This is a genomic window from Paracoccus panacisoli, from assembly GCF_042435015.1.
Taxonomy (GTDB): Bacteria; Pseudomonadota; Alphaproteobacteria; order Rhodobacterales; family Rhodobacteraceae; genus Paracoccus; species Paracoccus panacisoli.
On sequence record NZ_JBHMQU010000051.1, the window covers coordinates 20,801 to 37,463 of the forward strand.

Annotated in this window: 16 protein-coding genes and 1 pseudogene; 9 read left to right on the top strand and 8 right to left on the bottom strand. The window is 71.3% G+C overall.

Features of this window, described 5'->3' with window-relative positions:
• Window positions 1-77: 77 nt before the first annotated feature.
• The 3 genes from ACFHYO_RS11255 (at window position 78) to ACFHYO_RS11265 (ending at window position 3,470) form a co-directional block, all read left to right on the top strand.
• On the top strand, window positions 78-1,475 hold the full coding sequence (locus ACFHYO_RS11255; RefSeq protein WP_036700483.1) for a helix-turn-helix domain-containing protein: 1,398 nt from the start codon (window positions 78-80) through the stop codon (window positions 1,473-1,475).
• A gap of 221 nt (window positions 1,476-1,696) precedes the next feature.
• Window positions 1,697-2,968 (top strand): DUF5930 domain-containing protein, encoded by a 1,272-nt coding sequence (locus tag ACFHYO_RS11260; protein WP_394320486.1) that lies wholly within the window; start codon window positions 1,697-1,699, stop codon window positions 2,966-2,968.
• Window positions 2,958-3,470, top strand: coding sequence for a bactofilin family protein (locus ACFHYO_RS11265; RefSeq protein WP_036700485.1), 513 nt, complete (start codon window positions 2,958-2,960; stop codon window positions 3,468-3,470). The genes ACFHYO_RS11260 and ACFHYO_RS11265 overlap by 11 nt, the downstream gene beginning before the upstream one ends.
• 72 nt (window positions 3,471-3,542) lie before the next feature.
• On the opposite strand, the gene ACFHYO_RS11270 is transcribed toward ACFHYO_RS11265, so the two are convergent.
• The 4 genes from ACFHYO_RS11270 to ACFHYO_RS11285 form a co-directional block, all read right to left on the bottom strand.
• Complete coding sequence (locus ACFHYO_RS11270) at window positions 3,543-4,553, bottom strand: DUF2189 domain-containing protein (protein ID WP_394320488.1); 1,011 nt, start codon at window positions 4,551-4,553, stop codon at window positions 3,543-3,545.
• A 99-nt stretch (window positions 4,554-4,652) separates the two neighbouring features.
• Complete coding sequence (gene coaD, locus ACFHYO_RS11275; protein ID WP_036707993.1) at window positions 4,653-5,150, bottom strand: pantetheine-phosphate adenylyltransferase; 498 nt, start codon at window positions 5,148-5,150, stop codon at window positions 4,653-4,655.
• Window positions 5,151-5,300: 150 nt separating this feature from the next.
• Window positions 5,301-5,741, bottom strand: a complete 441-nt coding sequence (locus ACFHYO_RS11280) for a CBS domain-containing protein (protein ID WP_036700489.1) — start codon at window positions 5,739-5,741, stop codon at window positions 5,301-5,303.
• Window positions 5,742-5,843: 102 nt separating this feature from the next.
• The gene (locus ACFHYO_RS11285) at window positions 5,844-6,767 is read right to left on the bottom strand and encodes a LysR family transcriptional regulator (protein ID WP_394320490.1); all 924 of its coding nucleotides are present in this window, start codon (window positions 6,765-6,767) and stop codon (window positions 5,844-5,846) included.
• A 129-nt stretch (window positions 6,768-6,896) separates the two neighbouring features.
• On the opposite strand from ACFHYO_RS11285, the gene ACFHYO_RS11290 reads away from it, so the two are divergent.
• From ACFHYO_RS11290 to ACFHYO_RS11315, 6 genes are all read left to right on the top strand, one after another.
• Window positions 6,897-8,396 (top strand): CoA-acylating methylmalonate-semialdehyde dehydrogenase, encoded by a 1,500-nt coding sequence (locus ACFHYO_RS11290; RefSeq protein WP_394320492.1) that lies wholly within the window; start codon window positions 6,897-6,899, stop codon window positions 8,394-8,396.
• A 180-nt stretch (window positions 8,397-8,576) separates the two neighbouring features.
• Window positions 8,577-9,722 carry an acyl-CoA dehydrogenase family protein gene (locus ACFHYO_RS11295; RefSeq protein WP_394320493.1) on the top strand — a complete coding sequence of 382 codons (1,146 nt, stop codon included), beginning with the start codon at window positions 8,577-8,579 and terminating at the stop codon, window positions 9,720-9,722.
• The gene (locus ACFHYO_RS11300) at window positions 9,722-10,726 is read left to right on the top strand and encodes an enoyl-CoA hydratase/isomerase family protein (protein ID WP_394320495.1); all 1,005 of its coding nucleotides are present in this window, start codon (window positions 9,722-9,724) and stop codon (window positions 10,724-10,726) included. Before ACFHYO_RS11295 ends, ACFHYO_RS11300 begins: the two co-directional genes overlap by 1 nt.
• Window positions 10,727-10,728: 2 nt before the next feature.
• Window positions 10,729-11,607, top strand: coding sequence for a 3-hydroxyisobutyrate dehydrogenase (gene mmsB, locus ACFHYO_RS11305; protein ID WP_394320497.1), 879 nt, complete (start codon window positions 10,729-10,731; stop codon window positions 11,605-11,607).
• Between the two features lie 102 nt (window positions 11,608-11,709).
• Window positions 11,710-12,132 (top strand): hypothetical protein, encoded by a 423-nt coding sequence (locus ACFHYO_RS11310; protein WP_394320499.1) that lies wholly within the window; start codon window positions 11,710-11,712, stop codon window positions 12,130-12,132.
• 118 nt (window positions 12,133-12,250) lie between these two features.
• A complete protein-coding gene (locus tag ACFHYO_RS11315; protein ID WP_036700499.1) occupies window positions 12,251-12,445 on the top strand; it encodes a YgaP family membrane protein in 195 nt (64 codons plus the stop codon).
• 6 nt (window positions 12,446-12,451) lie between these two features.
• On the opposite strand, the gene recN is transcribed toward ACFHYO_RS11315, so the two are convergent.
• From recN to ACFHYO_RS11335, 4 genes and pseudogenes are all read right to left on the bottom strand, one after another.
• Window positions 12,452-14,122: a DNA repair protein RecN gene (recN, locus tag ACFHYO_RS11320; RefSeq protein ID WP_394320501.1), complete on the bottom strand. Its 1,671-nt coding sequence runs from the start codon at window positions 14,120-14,122 to the stop codon at window positions 12,452-12,454.
• An 18-nt stretch (window positions 14,123-14,140) separates the two neighbouring features.
• Window positions 14,141-14,986, bottom strand: coding sequence for an outer membrane protein assembly factor BamD (locus tag ACFHYO_RS11325; protein ID WP_394320503.1), 846 nt, complete (start codon window positions 14,984-14,986; stop codon window positions 14,141-14,143).
• A 225-nt stretch (window positions 14,987-15,211) separates the two neighbouring features.
• Window positions 15,212-16,156: a UDP-3-O-acyl-N-acetylglucosamine deacetylase gene (gene lpxC / locus ACFHYO_RS11330; protein ID WP_394320505.1), complete on the bottom strand. Its 945-nt coding sequence runs from the start codon at window positions 16,154-16,156 to the stop codon at window positions 15,212-15,214.
• Between the two features lie 242 nt (window positions 16,157-16,398).
• Window positions 16,399-16,663 (bottom strand): annotated as a pseudogene (locus ACFHYO_RS11335) (cell division protein FtsZ); the annotation flags it as partial.

The following is a 16,663-nucleotide window of genomic DNA, read 5'->3' on the forward strand; positions in this document are numbered from 1 at the left end:
GCCACGCGGGATTGCTCGCGCAACTTTGCAAATGCTAACGGCGCACTGCAAAGCGTATGTCAGCGAGGGGTCGATTTATGGCCAGCCACAAGATCTATGCCGGCGCCTCGCTGCGCGAGACGCGCAACCGGCACGGCCTGACCCAGCGCGTCTTCGCCGACCGGCTCGGCGTCTCACTCCCCTATCTCAGCCAGATGGAGAACAACCACCGGCCTGTCTCGGCCGGGGTGCTGCTGCGGCTCGCGTCCGAGTTCCAGGTCGATGTCGGCGCGCTGGCCGCGGGTGACGCCGACCGGATGGTGGTGGACATGGCCGAGGCGCTGGCCGACCCGCTGTTCGATGCGCCGCCGAACCTGACCGACCTGCGGCTGGCGGCGTCGAACACGCCGGGGTTGGTGCGCGCCTTCCTCGACCTCTACCGCGCCCACCGCGAGGGGCAGGACCGGCTCGCCGCGCTCGACGAGGCGATCGGCGCGACCGGGCCTAGCTCGCTCTCCTCCCCGTGGGAGGAGGTGCGCGACTTCTTCCACTACTGCGACAACTATATCGACGCCGTGGACCGCGCGGCCGAGCGCTTCGCCTGCCCCGACGGCACCCGCGCGCCGCCGATGGCCCGCGCGGTCGCGGCGCTGACCCAGCGCGGCTTCTCGATCCACGAGGCCGAGCTGCCGCCCGGATCGGTCTTCCGGCGCGAGGGCGACGTCATCACGCTCAACGCCGCCGCCGAGCCCTCCACGCAGGTGTTCCAGCTTCTGAACCTGATCGCGCGCGAGACAAGGGGCGACCTTCTGGACGCGACGCTTGACCTCGGCCGGTTCCGCAGCCCGGCGGCGCGCGACATCGCCCGGCTGGGGCTGGCCAACTATTTCGCCGGGGCGGCGCTGATGCCCTATCGGCAGTTCCTCGCCAGCGCCCGGGCCGAGCGCCACGACCTCGAGCGGCTCGCCCATCTCTACGGCGCCTCGCTCGAGCAGGTGGCGCACCGGCTCTCGACCCTGCAGCGCTCGGGGGACCGGGGGGTGCCGTTCTTCTTCGTCCGCGTCGATCAGGCCGGGACGATCACCAAGCGCCACTCGGCGACGCTCTTGCAGTTCGCCCGCTTCGGCGGGGCCTGCCCGCTGTGGAACGTGCACCGCGCGTTCGAGACGCCGGGCCAGTTCCTGCGCCAGCTGGCCCAGACCCCGGACGGGGTGCGCTACCTGTGCCTCTCGCGCGACGTGCAGAAGCCGGGCGGCAGCTTCCGCGCCCCGGTGCGGCGCTTCGCCATCTGCCTGGGGTGCGAGATCACCCACGCCCGCGATCTCGTCTATGCCGATGACCTCGATCTCGCCAACCCGGCCGGCTACGAGCGCATCGGGATCAGCTGCCGCATCTGCCCGCGGCCGGACTGCCACCAGCGCTCGGTCCCGCCCATCGACCGCGAGCTGGTGATTCCCGGCGACCGCAGCGGCCCCCTGCCCTACGCGATCCCCTGACGGATCCCTGACGGATCACCTGCGCTGCGGCCTGTCGCCGCACAATCCGTCCTGAGCCGGCGCGCGTAATGCGCGAGCGGCGGAAAGGTTCCCGCCCTTGGGCGAGACTCCGCCGATCGCCGGCACGCCGCGCCGTGATGCGTTGCGCGAATGTCACGGCCCCGTTAACTCAACCGCATCTGACGAGGCCAGCCTCGACTTTCCACAGATGGGATGACCTGATGTTGCGCTCCACCCCCTCGATGCCTGCCGCGACCACCGCTGCCGATCCCGCTGCCGCCCGTTCGGGCCGGGGCGTGCGGATCGCCCGCCGGGCCGGGTTCGTGGCGGTTGTCGGCTGGGCTGCGGTCAGCACCTCGATCCTCGCCTTCGACCGCGTGGGTCCGGGCGCCCAGGCTGCCGCGCAACCCGACATGGCGCTGTTCGAGCGCCAGATGACCGAGCTTTCCGCCGAGCGCGACGCCCGCGCTGCCGAGGCCGCCGCCGCCCAGACCCGCTTCACCGCCGCGCTGAGCCAGGTGTCGCAGATGCAGTCGCAGCTGCTCGCCTCGGAAGAGAAGCGGCGCGAGCTGGAAAGCGGCATCGGCGCGATGCAGGCCTCGCTGCACGACGCCCGCGCCGACACGCAGGAGGCGCTGCGCCAGCTCGCCGACGCGACCTCGGCCGCCGACGCCGCCGCCCCGCGGGCCGAGCGCGCCGACGAGATGAAGGTCGCCCTCGACATCCTGTCGGGCGAGCTCGAGACCGCGGCTAGCGACCGCGCCGCCGCCACTAAGCGCGCCGACGAGGCGACCCGCACCGCCCAGGCCCTGACCGTCGAGCGCGACGAGATCATGCGCCGCAACGAGGAAATCTTCGCCCAGCTCGAGGAAGCGGTCGAGCTGTCGGTCAAGCCGCTGGACGACATGTTCGCCAAGGTCGGCGTGAACACCGACAAGCTGCTGGAAACCGTGCGCCAGGGCTATGAGGGGACCGGCGGCCCGCTGACCCCGATGGGCTATTCGTCGCGCGGCAACGCCGCGATCTCGGAATCCGAGGCGCGGGCGAACGAGGTGGTGATCTCCCTCGGCAAGGTCAACAACTACCGCATCGCGGTCAGCAAGCTGCCGCTGGCCATGCCGGTCAAGTCGGCGTTCCGCTTCACCTCACCCTTCGGCAAGCGCTGGGGCCGCGCGCATGAGGGCATCGACCTCGCCGGCCCGGTCGGCACCCCGATCTATGCGACCGGCGACGGCGTGGTGATCTTTGCCGGCTGGCAGCGCGGTTATGGCAATGTCATCAAGATCAAGCACGCCATCGGGACCGAGACCCGCTATGGCCATCTGTCGAAAATCCGCGTCAAGGCCGGGCAACAGGTCTCGCGCAACAGCCTGATCGGTGATATGGGCAACACCGGCCGCTCGACCGGTCCGCATCTGCACTACGAAGTGCGTGTGGACGGGAAGGCCGTGAACCCCATGAGCTTCATCAAGGCCGCACAGAATGTTTTCTAAGACCCGAGTCACCGAACCCGGACCGCGCACCCACTCTCCCGATCCTGAACCGACACGGGCCCCGATCATGGACAGCTACGACCACGCGCCCCAGCAGGGGATGCGGACCCGCACCGGACCGTCGGTCCTGTCGTCCGACCTGACGGTCAAGGGCAACATCACCACCCAGGGCGATGTGCAGATCGAGGGCACGGTGGACGGCGACATCCGCGCCCACCAGCTGACGGTCGGCGAAAGCGCCACCATCCACGGCGAGATCGTCGCCGAAGAGGTGATCGTGAACGGCCGCGTCGTCGGCCGCGTCCGCGGCCTCAAGGTGCGCCTGTCGGCCACCGCGCGGGTCGAGGGCGACATCGTCCACAAGACCATCGCCATCGAATCGGGCGCCCATTTCGAGGGCTCGGTCCAGCGTCAGGAAGACCCGCTGGGCAACGGCATCACGCCGAAGCTGGCGCCCCCCGCAGCCGCGATGAGCCGCGACGAGGACGACCTCGACGGCTGAGGCGAGGCCCGGCCGACATGAACAGGCGCGCCCTTGGGCGCGCCTTTTTTCATGGGCCCCCGCCGGCGCCGCTCAGTCGTCGGGAAACAGCCGGCGATACATGTGCCAGCTCGCATGGCCCAGCACCGGCAGGGCCACGAACAGCCCGAGGAACAGCGGCGCGATCCCCAGGAACAGGATCACCGCGATCAACACGGCCCAGACGAGCATCACGCCCGGATTGCCGAGCACCGCCTGAAAGCTGGCGATGATCGCCGAGATGAAGTCCACCTCGCGGTCGAGGATCAGCGGCAGGCCGGCGGCGGTCATCGCAAAGAGCACCGCGGCGAAGCCCGCGCCCACCACGGTCCCGACGCCCAGCATCACCAGCCCGCGGCCCTGGAACAGGATCTCGGGCGAGGTGGTGATGTTGGTCAGCGCCTGCAGCCCCATGAACAGCGCGAAGGTGGTGTGGGCCACGAACACCCAGAACATGAACATCAGCAGGATGACCATCGCCATCGACGGCACCTGCCGGTCCTTCTGCGCGAACACCACCCCCAGCACGCTGCGCCAGTCGAGCGGCAGCCCGGCCTCGATCCGCCGGCTGACCTCATACAGCCCGACGGCGGCGAAGGGCGCGATCAGCGGGAAGCCCACGACGAAGGGGATCAGCCACCACTCCTGCCCCGCGGCGGCGGCGACGGCGGCGAGCATCAGCCCGCCCGCGACATAGAAGGCCGAGAAGAACAGCCCGAACCCCGGCGCGCGCAGGAAATCGGTCCAGCCGGCGCGCAGCGACTCGCCGATCGCGGACATCTCGATGATGGCCGGGGCAGGGATGGTGTCGGGCAGGCCGCGGTCGTCGCCGAGGTCCGGCGCCACCGCGCCGTCGGGCGCGATGCGCCCCGAGGGCGAGCGGACCTCGCCCCCCCAGGCCGCCGCCGGGGTGGCCGTGCGGCGGCTCGCGGCGCCCAGCGGCTCGCCGAGGCCGCGGTCGGGCGCCGGGTCGGGGGCCGGGTTGGGCATCGGCGGCCGGGTCGGGTCCGGGATCGGTCCCCCCGGCCGGGGTGGCGTGTCGGCTGGCGTGGCGCTTTGGGTCATCCGGTCTCTCCTCCCGTGGTCCCCCTCAGCCGCAAGGCTAGGGCAGCGGGACGGGCCGGATCAAGCGGGGCGCATCAGGCGACGCGGGCCGGGCGCCCCTCAGCCTGCGGCAAATCGCGCCCTGAGCGCGCTGTTGACCGGCGGGGTGACGAACTTGCTCACGTCGCCGCCCAGCCGGGCGATTTCCTTGACGAGCTTCGAGGCGATGGCCTGCCGCCGGGCGTCGGCCATCAGGAACACCGTCTCGACGCTCGAATCGAGGGCGCGGTTCATGCCGACCATCTGGAACTCGTATTCGAAGTCCGCGACCGCGCGCAGGCCGCGGACGATGACGCTGGCGCCGACGTCGCGGGCGCAGTCGATCAGCAGGTTGTCGAAGGGATGCACGACGATCTCGACCCCGCTGCGGCGCGCGATGTCGGTGCACTCGGCCTCGACCATCTCGACCCGCTCTTCCAGCGAGAACAGCGGCCCCTTGTCGCGGTTGATCGCCACCCCGATCACCAGCCGGTCCACCAGCGGCGCGGCGCGCTGGATGATGTCGATGTGGCCCAGCGTGACCGGGTCGAAGGTTCCGGGGTAGAGACCGATCCGCATCTGTTGATCCTTCGGGCGCAGGGGGCGAGGCGGCCCCACGGGGGGCCGATCACGGGTTCGTCAGACGCAAGCGGAAATCCGGCGCGGATGCAAGCGCCGCGCCGCGGCATGGCCGTGCGACGTGCCGCCCCGCGTGGCCTTCGCGCCCGGTCAGTTCCCCATGATCATCCCGGTCAGCGCCTCTTTCTCGGCCGCGAGCTCCTTGAGCCGGGCCGAGACGGCGTCCCCGATCGAGACGACGCCGAGCATGTGCCCCGCCTCGTCCACCACCGGCAGGTGGCGGAACCGGCCGTCGGTCATCCGCTGCAGCACCGTCAGCGCATCCTCGCCGCAGACGCAGGTGCTGACCTTGCTGGTCATCAGGTCCGCGACCTTGCGCTGCAGCACGTCGGCGCCCGACCGGCCCAGCTCGCGCACGATGTCACGCTCGGACAGGATCCCCGCCGGGCGCTGGCCGTCCTCGGAAACGACCACCGCGCCGATCCGCTTTTCCGACAACAGCCGGGCGGCGTCGGCCACGCTCATGTCCGGGCGCACCGTGACGATGCTCTCCGGCCCCGTCTTCATGGCGAGAATCTGCTTGACGATCATCCGCGTCCCCCTGGCATCGGCATCCCCCCGGCAGCGGCATTCCCGGCCCGCGCGGCCGCTCACCACCCCGTGACCTCAGCGTTGCCGCGCCGCGCCCGAGCGTCAAGCCCCCCGTGAGTCGGGGCGCGCCGCCTCGGTGGCCGCGACCAGCGCCTCGAGCCGCGCGACCTCGCGGCGCAGCGCCTGGGTGACCGCCTCGGCCAGCCGGTTCAGCCGGTCCGAGCGGCGGTCGTCGGCCGGGCGCAGCAGCCAGAAGGCGCGGGTCAGGGCGATGTCGCGGGCCAGCACGCGGCGCACGCCCGGCGCGAAGGGGATGGCGAAGTCGTGCACGATCCCCAGCCCCGCCCCGGCCCGGATCGCCTGCATCTGCACGCTGACAGAGTTCGAGCTGAGCGTGGCGTGCGCCGACCCCGTCTCGGCCAGATAGTCGAGCTCGCGATCGAAGATCATGTCCTGGATATAGCCGATCATCCGGTGCCCGCGCAGGTCAGCGCGGCTCGCGATGGGGGGATGGGCGGCCAGGTAATCCGCGTGGCCGGCCAAGTGCAGCTGATAGTCGGTGATCTTCTGGATCGCCGCGCGGCCGCGGTCGGGGGGGCTGACGGCGATCGCCATATCGGCCTCGCGCCGGCTGAGGTTGAACACCCGCGGCAGGGCGACGATCTGGATTTCCAGGCCCGGGTGGTCGGCGCAGAGCCGTGCCGCGATCTGCGGCAGCAGGTAGTTGGCGCAACCGTCCGGCGCCCCGATCCTGAGCTGCCCGGCGAGCTGCCCCTGCCCCGGCGATTCGGCGGCCGCGGCGGCGGCGGCCTCGGCGGCCTCGGCGTGGGCGACGAGCGCCGCGCCCTCGGCGGTGACCGCGTAGCCCTGCGGCGTCTTGGCGAAGAGCACCCGGCCCAGCGCGGTTTCCAGCCGCGCCACCCGCCGTCCCACGGTCGAGGCGTCCATCCCCAGCCGCCGCCCCGCTGCCGAGAGCGACTCGGCCCGCGCCACGGCAAGGAACACCCGCAGGTCATCCCAATCCATCGTCGCCCCCCTCGCCCACCCTTTGCGATTTCGCAAAACGGTTTGGCCTCATCGTCGCTTTACGCGGGCATTACCGCAAGACTATCCTCGGCCCCAACCACGGACAGCATCGGCAACGGAGGAAGGCTCATGCGCGCGATTCACCACTGGCTCGACGGCAAGGAAACCGCAGGGACGTCCGGCCGCACCGCCGATGTCTACAACCCCGCCACCGGCGAGGTGCAGGGCAAGGTGGACCTCGCCTCGAAGGCCGAGATGGACGCGGCCATCGCCGCCGCCGCCAAGGCGCAGGTCGCCTGGGGCGCCACCAACCCGCAGCGCCGCGCGCGGGTGATGATGAAGATGGTCGACCTCTTGAACCGCGACATGGACAAGATGGCCGAGGTGCTGTCGTCCGAGCACGGCAAGACCTTCCCCGACGCCAAGGGCGACATCCAGCGCGGGCTCGAGGTGATCGAATATGCCATCGGCGCGCCGCAGCTTCTGAAGGGTGAGTTCATCGACGGCGCCGGCCCGGGCATCGACATGTATTCCATGCGCCAGCCCTTGGGCGTGGTGGCGGCGATCACGCCCTTCAACTTCCCCGCCATGATCCCGCTGTGGAAGCTGGGCCCCGCGCTCGCCTCGGGCAACGCGGTGATCCTCAAGCCGTCCGAGCGTGACCCATCGGTGCCGAACATGATCGCCGCGCTCTTCAAGGAGGCCGGGCTGCCTGACGGCGTGCTGCAGGTTGTGCACGGCGACAAGGAGGCGGTGGACGCGATCCTCGACAGCGAGGTGATCCAGGCAGTGGGCTTCGTCGGCTCGACCCCCATCGCGCAGTATATCTATGAGCGCGCGGCGGCGACCGGCAAGCGCGCCCAGTGCTTCGGCGGCGCCAAGAACCACATGATCATCATGCCCGACGCCGATCTGGACCAGGCCGCCGACGCGCTGGTCGGCGCAGGCTACGGCGCCGCGGGCGAGCGCTGCATGGCGATCTCGGTCGCCGTCCCGGTCGGGAAGGAGACCGCCGACAGACTGATCGAGAAGCTGGTGCCGCGGGTCGAGAAGCTGAAGGTCGGCCCCTACACCGCCGGCGACGACGTGGACTACGGCCCGGTCGTCACCGCGGCCGCCAAGAAGAACATCGAGCGGCTGGTGCAGTCGGGCGTCGACCAGGGCGCCGATCTGGTCGTGGACGGGCGCAACTTCAGCCTGCAGGGCTACGAGAACGGGTTCTTCGTCGGCCCCTCGCTCTTCGACAACGTCACCCCCGACATGGAGATCTACAAGACCGAGATCTTCGGCCCCGTGCTCTCGACCGTCCGCGCCGAGAGCTACGAGGAGGCGCTGAAGCTGGCGATGGACCACGAGTACGGCAACGGCACCGCGATCTTCACCCGCGACGGCGACACCGCCCGCGACTTCGCCAGCCGCTGCAACATCGGCATGGTCGGGATCAACGTGCCGATCCCGGTGCCGCTGGCGTATTTCACCTTCGGCGGCTGGAAGAAGTCGGGCTTCGGCGACCTGAACCAGCACGGGCCGGACGCCTTCCGCTTCTACACCCGCACCAAGACGGTCACGAGCCGCTGGCCCTCGGGGATCAAGGAAGGGGCAGCCTTCAACTTCAAGGCGATGGACTGACGCTCGACCGGGTCTGGGGGCTTCGTGCCCCCGGACCTGTGCGTGGGATATGTCCGCGCGGCAGACGGGTGACAGGGGCCGCTGGCCGGACTGCGGCCATCCTGCGGCCCGACTGCAATAGTTGTGAAACACTGGGCCGTTAGCCCGACGCAACCGGCGGCCAGACGAAGGGGGGAACGGATGGATTTCGCATTGTCCGAAGAGCAGCAGGCGATCTTCGACATGGCGCGGGACTTCGGCCAGGCCGAGATCGCGCCCCATGCACGCGCATGGGAACGCCAGGGCACCATCCCCAAGGACCTCTGGCCCAAGGTGGCGGCGCTCGGGTTCGGCGGGCTCTACGTCTCGGAGGAGTATGGCGGCTCGGGGCTGACCCGGCTCGACGCCACGCTCGTGTTCGAGGCGCTGGCGATGGCCTGCCCGGCGGTCGGCTCGTTCCTGTCGATCCACAACATGTGCGGCGGCATGATCGACAAGTTCGGCAAGCCCGAGGACAAGGCGAAGTGGCTGCCCGACCTCTGCAGCATGGAGAAGATCTTCTCCTACTGCCTGACCGAGCCGGGGTCCGGGTCGGACGCCGCGGCGCTGCGGACGCGGGCCGAGCGGACGAACGACGGCTACCGGCTCAACGGCACCAAGGCCTTCATCTCGGGCGGCAGCTATTCGGACGTCTACGTGACCATGGTGCGGACCGGCGAGGACGGGCCCAAGGGCATCTCGACCGTGGTGGTCGAGGATGGGACGCCCGGGCTCTCGTTCGGGGCGCTCGAGCACAAGATGGGCTGGCTCGCGCAGCCGACCAGCCAGGTGCAGTTCGACGACTGCGTGATCCCGGCCGAGAACCTGCTGGGCGAGGAAGCGCGCGGCTTCGCCTACGCGATGGCCGGGCTCGACGGAGGGCGGCTGAACATCGCGGCGGGCGCGCTCGGCGGCGCGCAGGCGGCGCTGGACCAGACGATCCGCTACATGGGCGAGCGCAAGGCCTTCGGAAAGACCATCGACCAGTTCCAGGCGCTGCAGTTCCGGCTGGCCGAGATGGAGGTCGCGCTGCAATCGGCCCGCACCTTCCTGCGCCAAGCGGCGTGGAAGCTGGACAACAAGGCCCCGGACGCCACCAAGTTCTGCGCCATGGCCAAGCTCTACGTCACCGACCGCGCGTTCGAGGTCGCCAACCAGTGCCTGCAGCTGCACGGCGGGTATGGCTATCTCGCCGACTACGGGATCGAGAAGATCGTCCGCGACCTGCGGGTGCACCAGATCCTCGAAGGCACCAACGAGATCATGCGCCTGATCGTGGGCCGCGCAATGCTGGCCGAGAGGGGCTGATGGACGATCTCAAGATCCGCAAGGACCGCGCCGCGGGGCGCATCACCCTGACCCGGCCGCAGGCGCTGAACGCGCTGAGTCACGAGATGGCGAATGCGGTGCGCGCCGCGCTCGACGCGTGGCGCGACGACCCGGCGGTACGTCTGGTGATCCTCGACGCCGAGGGGGACAAGGCGTTCTGCGCCGGCGGCGACATCGCCGCGATCTATCACGCCGCGAAGGCCGGCGATCACACGGTAGGGCAGCGCTTCTTCGCCGACGAATACCAGATGAACGCCGCGATCCGCGATTATCCCAAGCCGATCGTCGCCTTCATGCAGGGCTTCGTGATGGGCGGCGGCGTGGGCCTCGGCGGGCACGCGAGCCACCGGGTCGTGGGCGACACCACGCAGGTGGCGATGCCCGAGGCGGGGATCGGGATGATCCCTGACGTCGGCGGGACGTGGCTTCTGGCGCGCGCGCCGGGGCGGGTCGGCGAATACCTCGGGCTGACCGGGGCGCGGATGGGCGCGGCCGACGCGATCCACGCGGGCTTTGCCGACCTCTACCTGCCCGAGGCCGAGTGGGACGCCGCCAAGGACCGGCTGGCCGAGACCGGCGATGCGGCGGTGCTGACGGGGCAGCCCCTGCCCGGCCCCTCGGCGCTGGCCAAGCGCGACCTCGCGGCGTTCCGCGGCCGCAGCGTGGCCGAGATCGCCGCAGCGCTCGAGCAGGCGGGGGACGAGGCCTCGCTCAAGACCATCCGGCGCAACTCGCCGCTGTCGATGGCGGCGACGCTGGCGATGGTCAAGGCGGCGCGGGGCGACCAGCGGATGCAGGATTCGCTCAGCCGCGAATACCGCTTCACCCATCGCGCCACCGCCGAAGGCGATTTCATCGAGGGCGTGCGCGCCCAGATCATCGACAAGGACCGCAACCCCGCCTGGGGGGCGGCCTCGGACGCGGCCAAGGTGGACGCGATGCTGGCAGGCCTCGGCGAGGCCGAACTGACGTGGGAGGACTGAGGATGCGGATCGGTTTCATCGGACTGGGCAACATGGGCGGGCCGATGGCCAGAAACCTCGCCGCCGCGAGCCACGCGGTGCAGGGCTTCGACCTTGCCGCGCCGATGCCCGAGGGCGTGACCGCCGCCGCCACCGCGGCCGAGGCCGCGGCCGGGGCCGAGGTGGTCATCACCATGCTGCCGAACGGCCAGATCCTGCGCGCCGTCGCGGCCGAGGTGATCCCGGCTATGGCCCCCGGCGCGGTCCTCTGCGACTGCTCAACGGTGGACGTGGACAGCGCCCGCGCGGTCGCCGATCAGGCGGCGGCGGCCGGCAAGGGCGCGCTCGACGCGCCGGTGTCGGGCGGGATCGGCGGGGCGGCGGCGGGCACGCTGACCTTCATGGTCGGCGGCACGCCCGCGGCGTTCGAGACGGTGCGCCCGCTCTTCGACATCATGGGGCAGAAGGCCGTGCATTGCGGCGACTCGGGCGCCGGTCAGGCGGCCAAGATCTGCAACAACATGATCCTCGGCGTGACGATGATCGCCACCTGCGAGGCGTTCGCGCTGGCCGACAAGCTGGGGCTGGACCGGCAGAAGATGTTCGACGTGGTGTCCACCTCGTCGGGCTATTCCTGGTCGATGAACGCCTATTGCCCGGCGCCCGGCGTGGGTCCGGCCTCGCCGGCCGACAACGGCTACAAGCCGGGCTTTGCGGCCGAGCTAATGCTCAAGGACCTGCGGCTGAGCCAGCAGGCCGCCGACAGCGCCGACGCCGACACGCCGATGGGGGCGCTGGCCACCTCGCTCTATGGTCAGTTCGTCGAGGCCGAGGACGGCCGTGGGCGGGATTTCTCGGCCATGCTGCCGCGGCTGGCGGCACGCGGGCGGGGCGCGGCCTGAGCCGCGCGGCGGCCCGTGAAACCGGCCAAGGGCGGGCTTGCGGGAAACCGCGGCACGCCGGCGGGCGTTTTCTCCCGACACGCAACAGGATCAGGTGAACCCATGCGCCTTTTCTCGACTCTCGCCGCGGGCTGCGTCGCGATTGCGCTGCCGCTGGCAGCGCTGGCCGACAAGCCCGCCCACGCCGGTCAGGGCAACGGCAAGGGCCACGTCACGCGCGCCGACAAGGCCGAGCGCGCCGCCCCGAACCGTGCCCAGCCCTCCCGCGGCGTAACCGCCCGCGCCTGCCCGCCGGGGCTGGCGAAGAAGGACCCGGCCTGCCTGCCCCCCGGACAGGCCCGCAAGGTCGGCGACATCATCGATCTGCGCCGGGTGCACGTCGTCACGCGCCCCGGCCTCTACGGCGTGCGCGACGCCCCGTCCGGGCAGCGCTATGCGATCGTCAACGGCCGCCTGATGCGCGTCGACAGCGAGACCGGCCGCATCCTGTCGATCCTGCGGGTGGTCGAGGCGATCCTCGACTGACCCGCCGCGACCCCGGCCCCACCTGCGACGATCTGCGCGCCGCAGATGGGCCCGGGGCCGATGACAGACCGGCCGCCGCCTGTTATATTCCACTCACAGAATATGACAGGAGGCCCGCATGGCCAACATCGGCACCACCGAGCGCATCGTCCGCATCATCGTCGGGCTGGTCCTCATCGCGCTCTATTTCGTCTATCCCGCGGCGCCGATGCGCTGGCTGTTCCTGCTCGGGATCATCCCGCTGGCGACCGGCCTGCTCGGCTGGTGCGGGCTCTACACGCTTCTGGGCATCAACACCTGCCGCCGCCGCTGAGGCGGCTCAGGCCAGCAGCGCCTCGGCCGCGGCGCGGGCGGCCGGGGTGACCTCTTCGCCCGCGAGCATCCGCGCAAGCTCCTCGACCCGCGCGCCGGCCGACAGCGGCTCGACGCGCGAGGTCGTGGCGCCGTCCTCGACCGACTTGGCCACCCGGAAATGCCGCTCGCCCCGCGCCGCCACCTGCGGCGAGTGGGTGACGACGAGCACCTGCGCCCCCTCGGCCAGCCGCGCCAGCCGCCGGCCCACGGCATCCGCCGTGGCCCCGCCCACGCCGCGGTCGATCTCGTCGAAGATCATCACCAGCGGGTCGGCGCCCTGCGCCAGCACCACCTTGAGCGCCAAGAGGAACCGCGACAGCTCGCCACCCGAGGCGATGCGGTCGAGCGGTCCCGCCGGCGCGCCGGGGTTGGTGGCGACGGTAAAGGCCACCGTGTCCTGCCCCTCGGGGCCGGGTTCGCCGGGAGACAGCCGGGTCTCGAACACCGCCCGCTCCATCTTCAGCGGCGCCAGCTCGGCCGCCATTGCCGCATCGAGCCGCCCCGCCGCCTCGGCCCGCGCGGCCGACACCTCGGCCGCCGCCGCCTCATAGGCCGCCCCCGCCGCCGCCAGCGCCCGGGTCAGCTCACCCATCCGCGCCTCGCCCGCGTCGAGCGCGGCCAGCCGCGCCGACAGCTCGCCCGCCAGCGTGGCCAGGTCGTCGGGCAGCACGTCGTGCTTGCGCGCCAGCGCCCGCAGCGCGAACAGCCGCTCTTCCGTCGCCTCGAGCGTGCCGGGGTCGAAATCCATCGCCTCGAGCGCCGCCTCGATCCCGCCGGTCGCCTCGCCCAGCTCGATCAGCGCCCGGCCGAGCGCCGCCAGCGGCGCCTCGAGCGGGTCGGGCGTGCCCTCCTCGGCGCCGGTCTTGCCGGACGCGCCCTCGAGCCAGCGCACCGCCTCGACCATCGCGCCCTCGGCCCCCGGCTCACCCCCGCCGCCCGCGAGCAGCGCGAGCGCGCGGGCCACGTCGCCGCGGATGCGTTCCGCCGCCTGCATCTGCCGGCGGGCCACGTCGAGCGTCGCCTCCTCGCCCGGCTGCGGGTCGAGCTTTTCCAGCTCGGCCACCGCGTGGCGCAGGAAATCCTCTTCGCGCCGGGCGGCCTCGAGCTGTGCCTCGGCCGCGTCGAGCGCCGCGCGGGCCTGCCGCCGCGCGCCCCAGGCCGCGCGCAGGGGCGCAAGGTCGATCCCGGCGAAGGCGTCGAGCAGCTGGCGGTGGCCGCGTGGGTTCAGAAGCCCGCGGTCGTCGTGCTGCCCGTGCAGCTCGACCAGCACGTCCGAGAGGTTGCGCAGCACCTCGCCCGATACCCGGCGGTCGTTGACCCAGCCCGACTTGCGCCCGTCGGCGGCGTTCACCCGGCGCAGGATCAGCTCATCCCCCGCCTCGATCCCCGCCTCGGCCAGCAGCGCGCGGGCCGGATGCGCGGCCGGCAGGTCAAAGACCGCCGTGACCTCGCCCTGCGCGGCCCCCTGTCGCACCAGTTCCGCCCGCCCCCGCCAGCCCAGCACGAAGCCGAGGCAGTCGAGCAGGATCGACTTGCCTGCCCCCGTCTCGCCGGTGAGCACGTTCAGCCCCGGCGCGAAGTCGAGCGCCAGCCGGTCGATCAGCAGCATGTCGCGGATGTCGAGGCTTCGCAGCATCGCCGGCCCTCCCGGGCGTCAGAGCCACTTGCCCTGGATCACCTGGCGGTAAACCTTGGTCAGCCACGAGTTGCCCTGCGGCGTCGCGGTCAGGCCACGGCCGCGCAGCTGGGCATAGGCGTCCTGGTAATAGGGCGAGGACTGGAAGTTGTGGCCGAGGATGGCCCCCGCCGTCTGCGCCTCGTTGGTCAGGCCGAGCGCGAGGTAGGATTCGACCAGCCGCACCAGCGCCTCGGGCGTGTGGGTGGTGGTCTGGTAATCCTCGACCACCACGCGGAAGCGATTGATCGCGGCGGTATAGTGGCCACGCTTGAGGTAGTAGCGGCCGATTTCCATCTCCTTGCCCGCGAGATGGTCGAAGGACAGGTCGAACTTGAGCACCGCCGAGCGGGCGTATTCGCTGTCGGGATACTGCTCGATGACTTCGCGCAGCGCCTGCAGCGCCTGGAAGGTCAGGCCCTGGTCGCGGCCGACCTCGTCGATCTGGTCGTAATAGCTGAGCGCGAGCAGATACTTGGCGTAGGCCGCATCCTCGTCGCCGGGGTAGTTGTCGATGAACCGCTGCGCCGTGCCGCGGGCTTCGTCATACTGGCGCGCCTTGTGATAGGCGAAGGCCTGCATGATGAGCGCGCGCTTGGCCCAGTCGGAATAGGGGTAGAGCCGCTCGACCTCGGCGAAGTAGTGCACCGCGTCCTTGGGGCGCTTGCCGTTTTCCAGCTCGTACTCGCCGCGCTTGTAGATCTGCTCGGCGGTGAAATTGTCCAGCGGCTGCTTGTTCGCGCCCGGATCGCCGCCGCCGCAGGCCGCGAGCGTCGCCACCACCACCGCCGACATGACAACGCGCCGCAAGTTCCTGACTGTCATCTGCGTCCTGTCCGTCCGTCGTCTGCGGTGGTCGTCTGCGGGCTCGTACCGTCTGTCGGGCAGCCGAGGCGACTCCGCCCGGCCGCGCGGCTTCGCCGTCCTAGCACACAACATCGGGGCGCGCAAAAGGGCAAGATGGCGGTGCCAGAGGCGTTATCGGTGGGGTGATCGGCGCGTGATCGGGGCGCTGGGGAGCGGGCGCTTGCCGCACCCGCTGGCCGAGGTTCAGGCCACCATCACCGCACGCGCGGCGTCGCGCTTGGCCGGCGCGACGCGCGGCCGCACCACGACGGCGCCCGGCAGGCGCTGCACGCAGTCGGTGCTGCAGGTCACCCACTCCCACGCGTCGGGCGTGGCGAACAGCGTCCTGAGCAGCCGGTTGGTCATCGCGTGCCCGGCCCGGTTGCCGGTGTAGCGCGCGAGCAGCGGGGCCCCGGCGAGCGCGAGATCGCCGACCGCGTCCAGCATCTTGTGGCGCACCGGCTCGTCCTGGTGGCGCATCCCGCCGGGCGAGAGCACCCGATCGCCGTCCACCACCACAGCGTTGAAATAGGTCCCACCCAGAGCGAGGCCGCGGGCCTTCATCGACTCGACGTCCGACTGCCGGCAGAAGGTCCGGCTGTCCATCAGCTCGCGCTGGAACGCCCCGTTGGCGAGGTCGAGCGTCTTTTCCTGCCGCCCGATGGCCGCATCGGCGAAGTCGATGGCGAAATCCATCTGCAGGTGATCGGCGGGCGACAGCCGGGCGAAGCCCGCGCCGTCATGGACCTCGACCGGCTTCAGCACCCGGATGGCGCGCAGCGGCGCGTCCGACTGGACGAGGCCCGCTGCCACGATCCCGGCCACGAAGGGCGCGGCCGAACCGTCGAGGATCGGCGCCTCGGGCCCGTCGATGTCGATCAGCACGTTGTGGATGCCGGTCCCGGCCAGCGCCGCCATGACGTGCTCGACGGTCGAGACGGTGGCGCCGTTCTCGCCCGCCAGCAGGGTGCAGAGCTGCGAAGGCACGACCGCGTCCCAGCGCGCCGGAACCAGCGCGCCGCGAAGGTCGGTGCGGCGGAACACCACGCCATGCCCGGCCGGCGCGGGATGCATGGTCATCCGCACGGGCGCGCCGGTGTGAAGGCCGACGCCCGCAAATCGGGCTGGGGTGGCGAGGGTGGCCTGCATGGTTTCGGGTCCGTCTGTTCTACGTTTCTTGCGGGGATGGTCCCCGATGCAACCGAGGTAGGTCGGCCCTGACCCTGGCTCAATTAACGAATTATGACCGTCTGTAACATCGCCCCGCCGGCGGCGGGCGTGGCGCGGCCCTTGAGACGCAAGTCCTTAGCAGACATGAGAAAGGGGCCGCCGCAGCGGCCCCCGAAAGGCTGGTCCGGTCGCCCCGACGTGATCGGTGCGCGAGGCGGGCGTCAGTTCGCCTGACGGCGCAGGAAGGCCGGGATCTCGACGTTCTCCTTGGCCGAGTCGGGCGCGGCGAGGTCGTCGAAGTCGGTTTCGGCCTGACGCGCACGGGCCATCCGGTCGCTGACGCGCTCGGCGATGGTCTCGGGGCGCGGACGCTCCTGCTCGCCGTGGTGGCCGGCCAGACGCTCCATCATCCGGCCGAGGCCGGCCATGCGCGCCGGGCCGCGCGGCGCCTCGGGGGCGGGCGGCGGCGCGGCGGGGCGGCGCGGC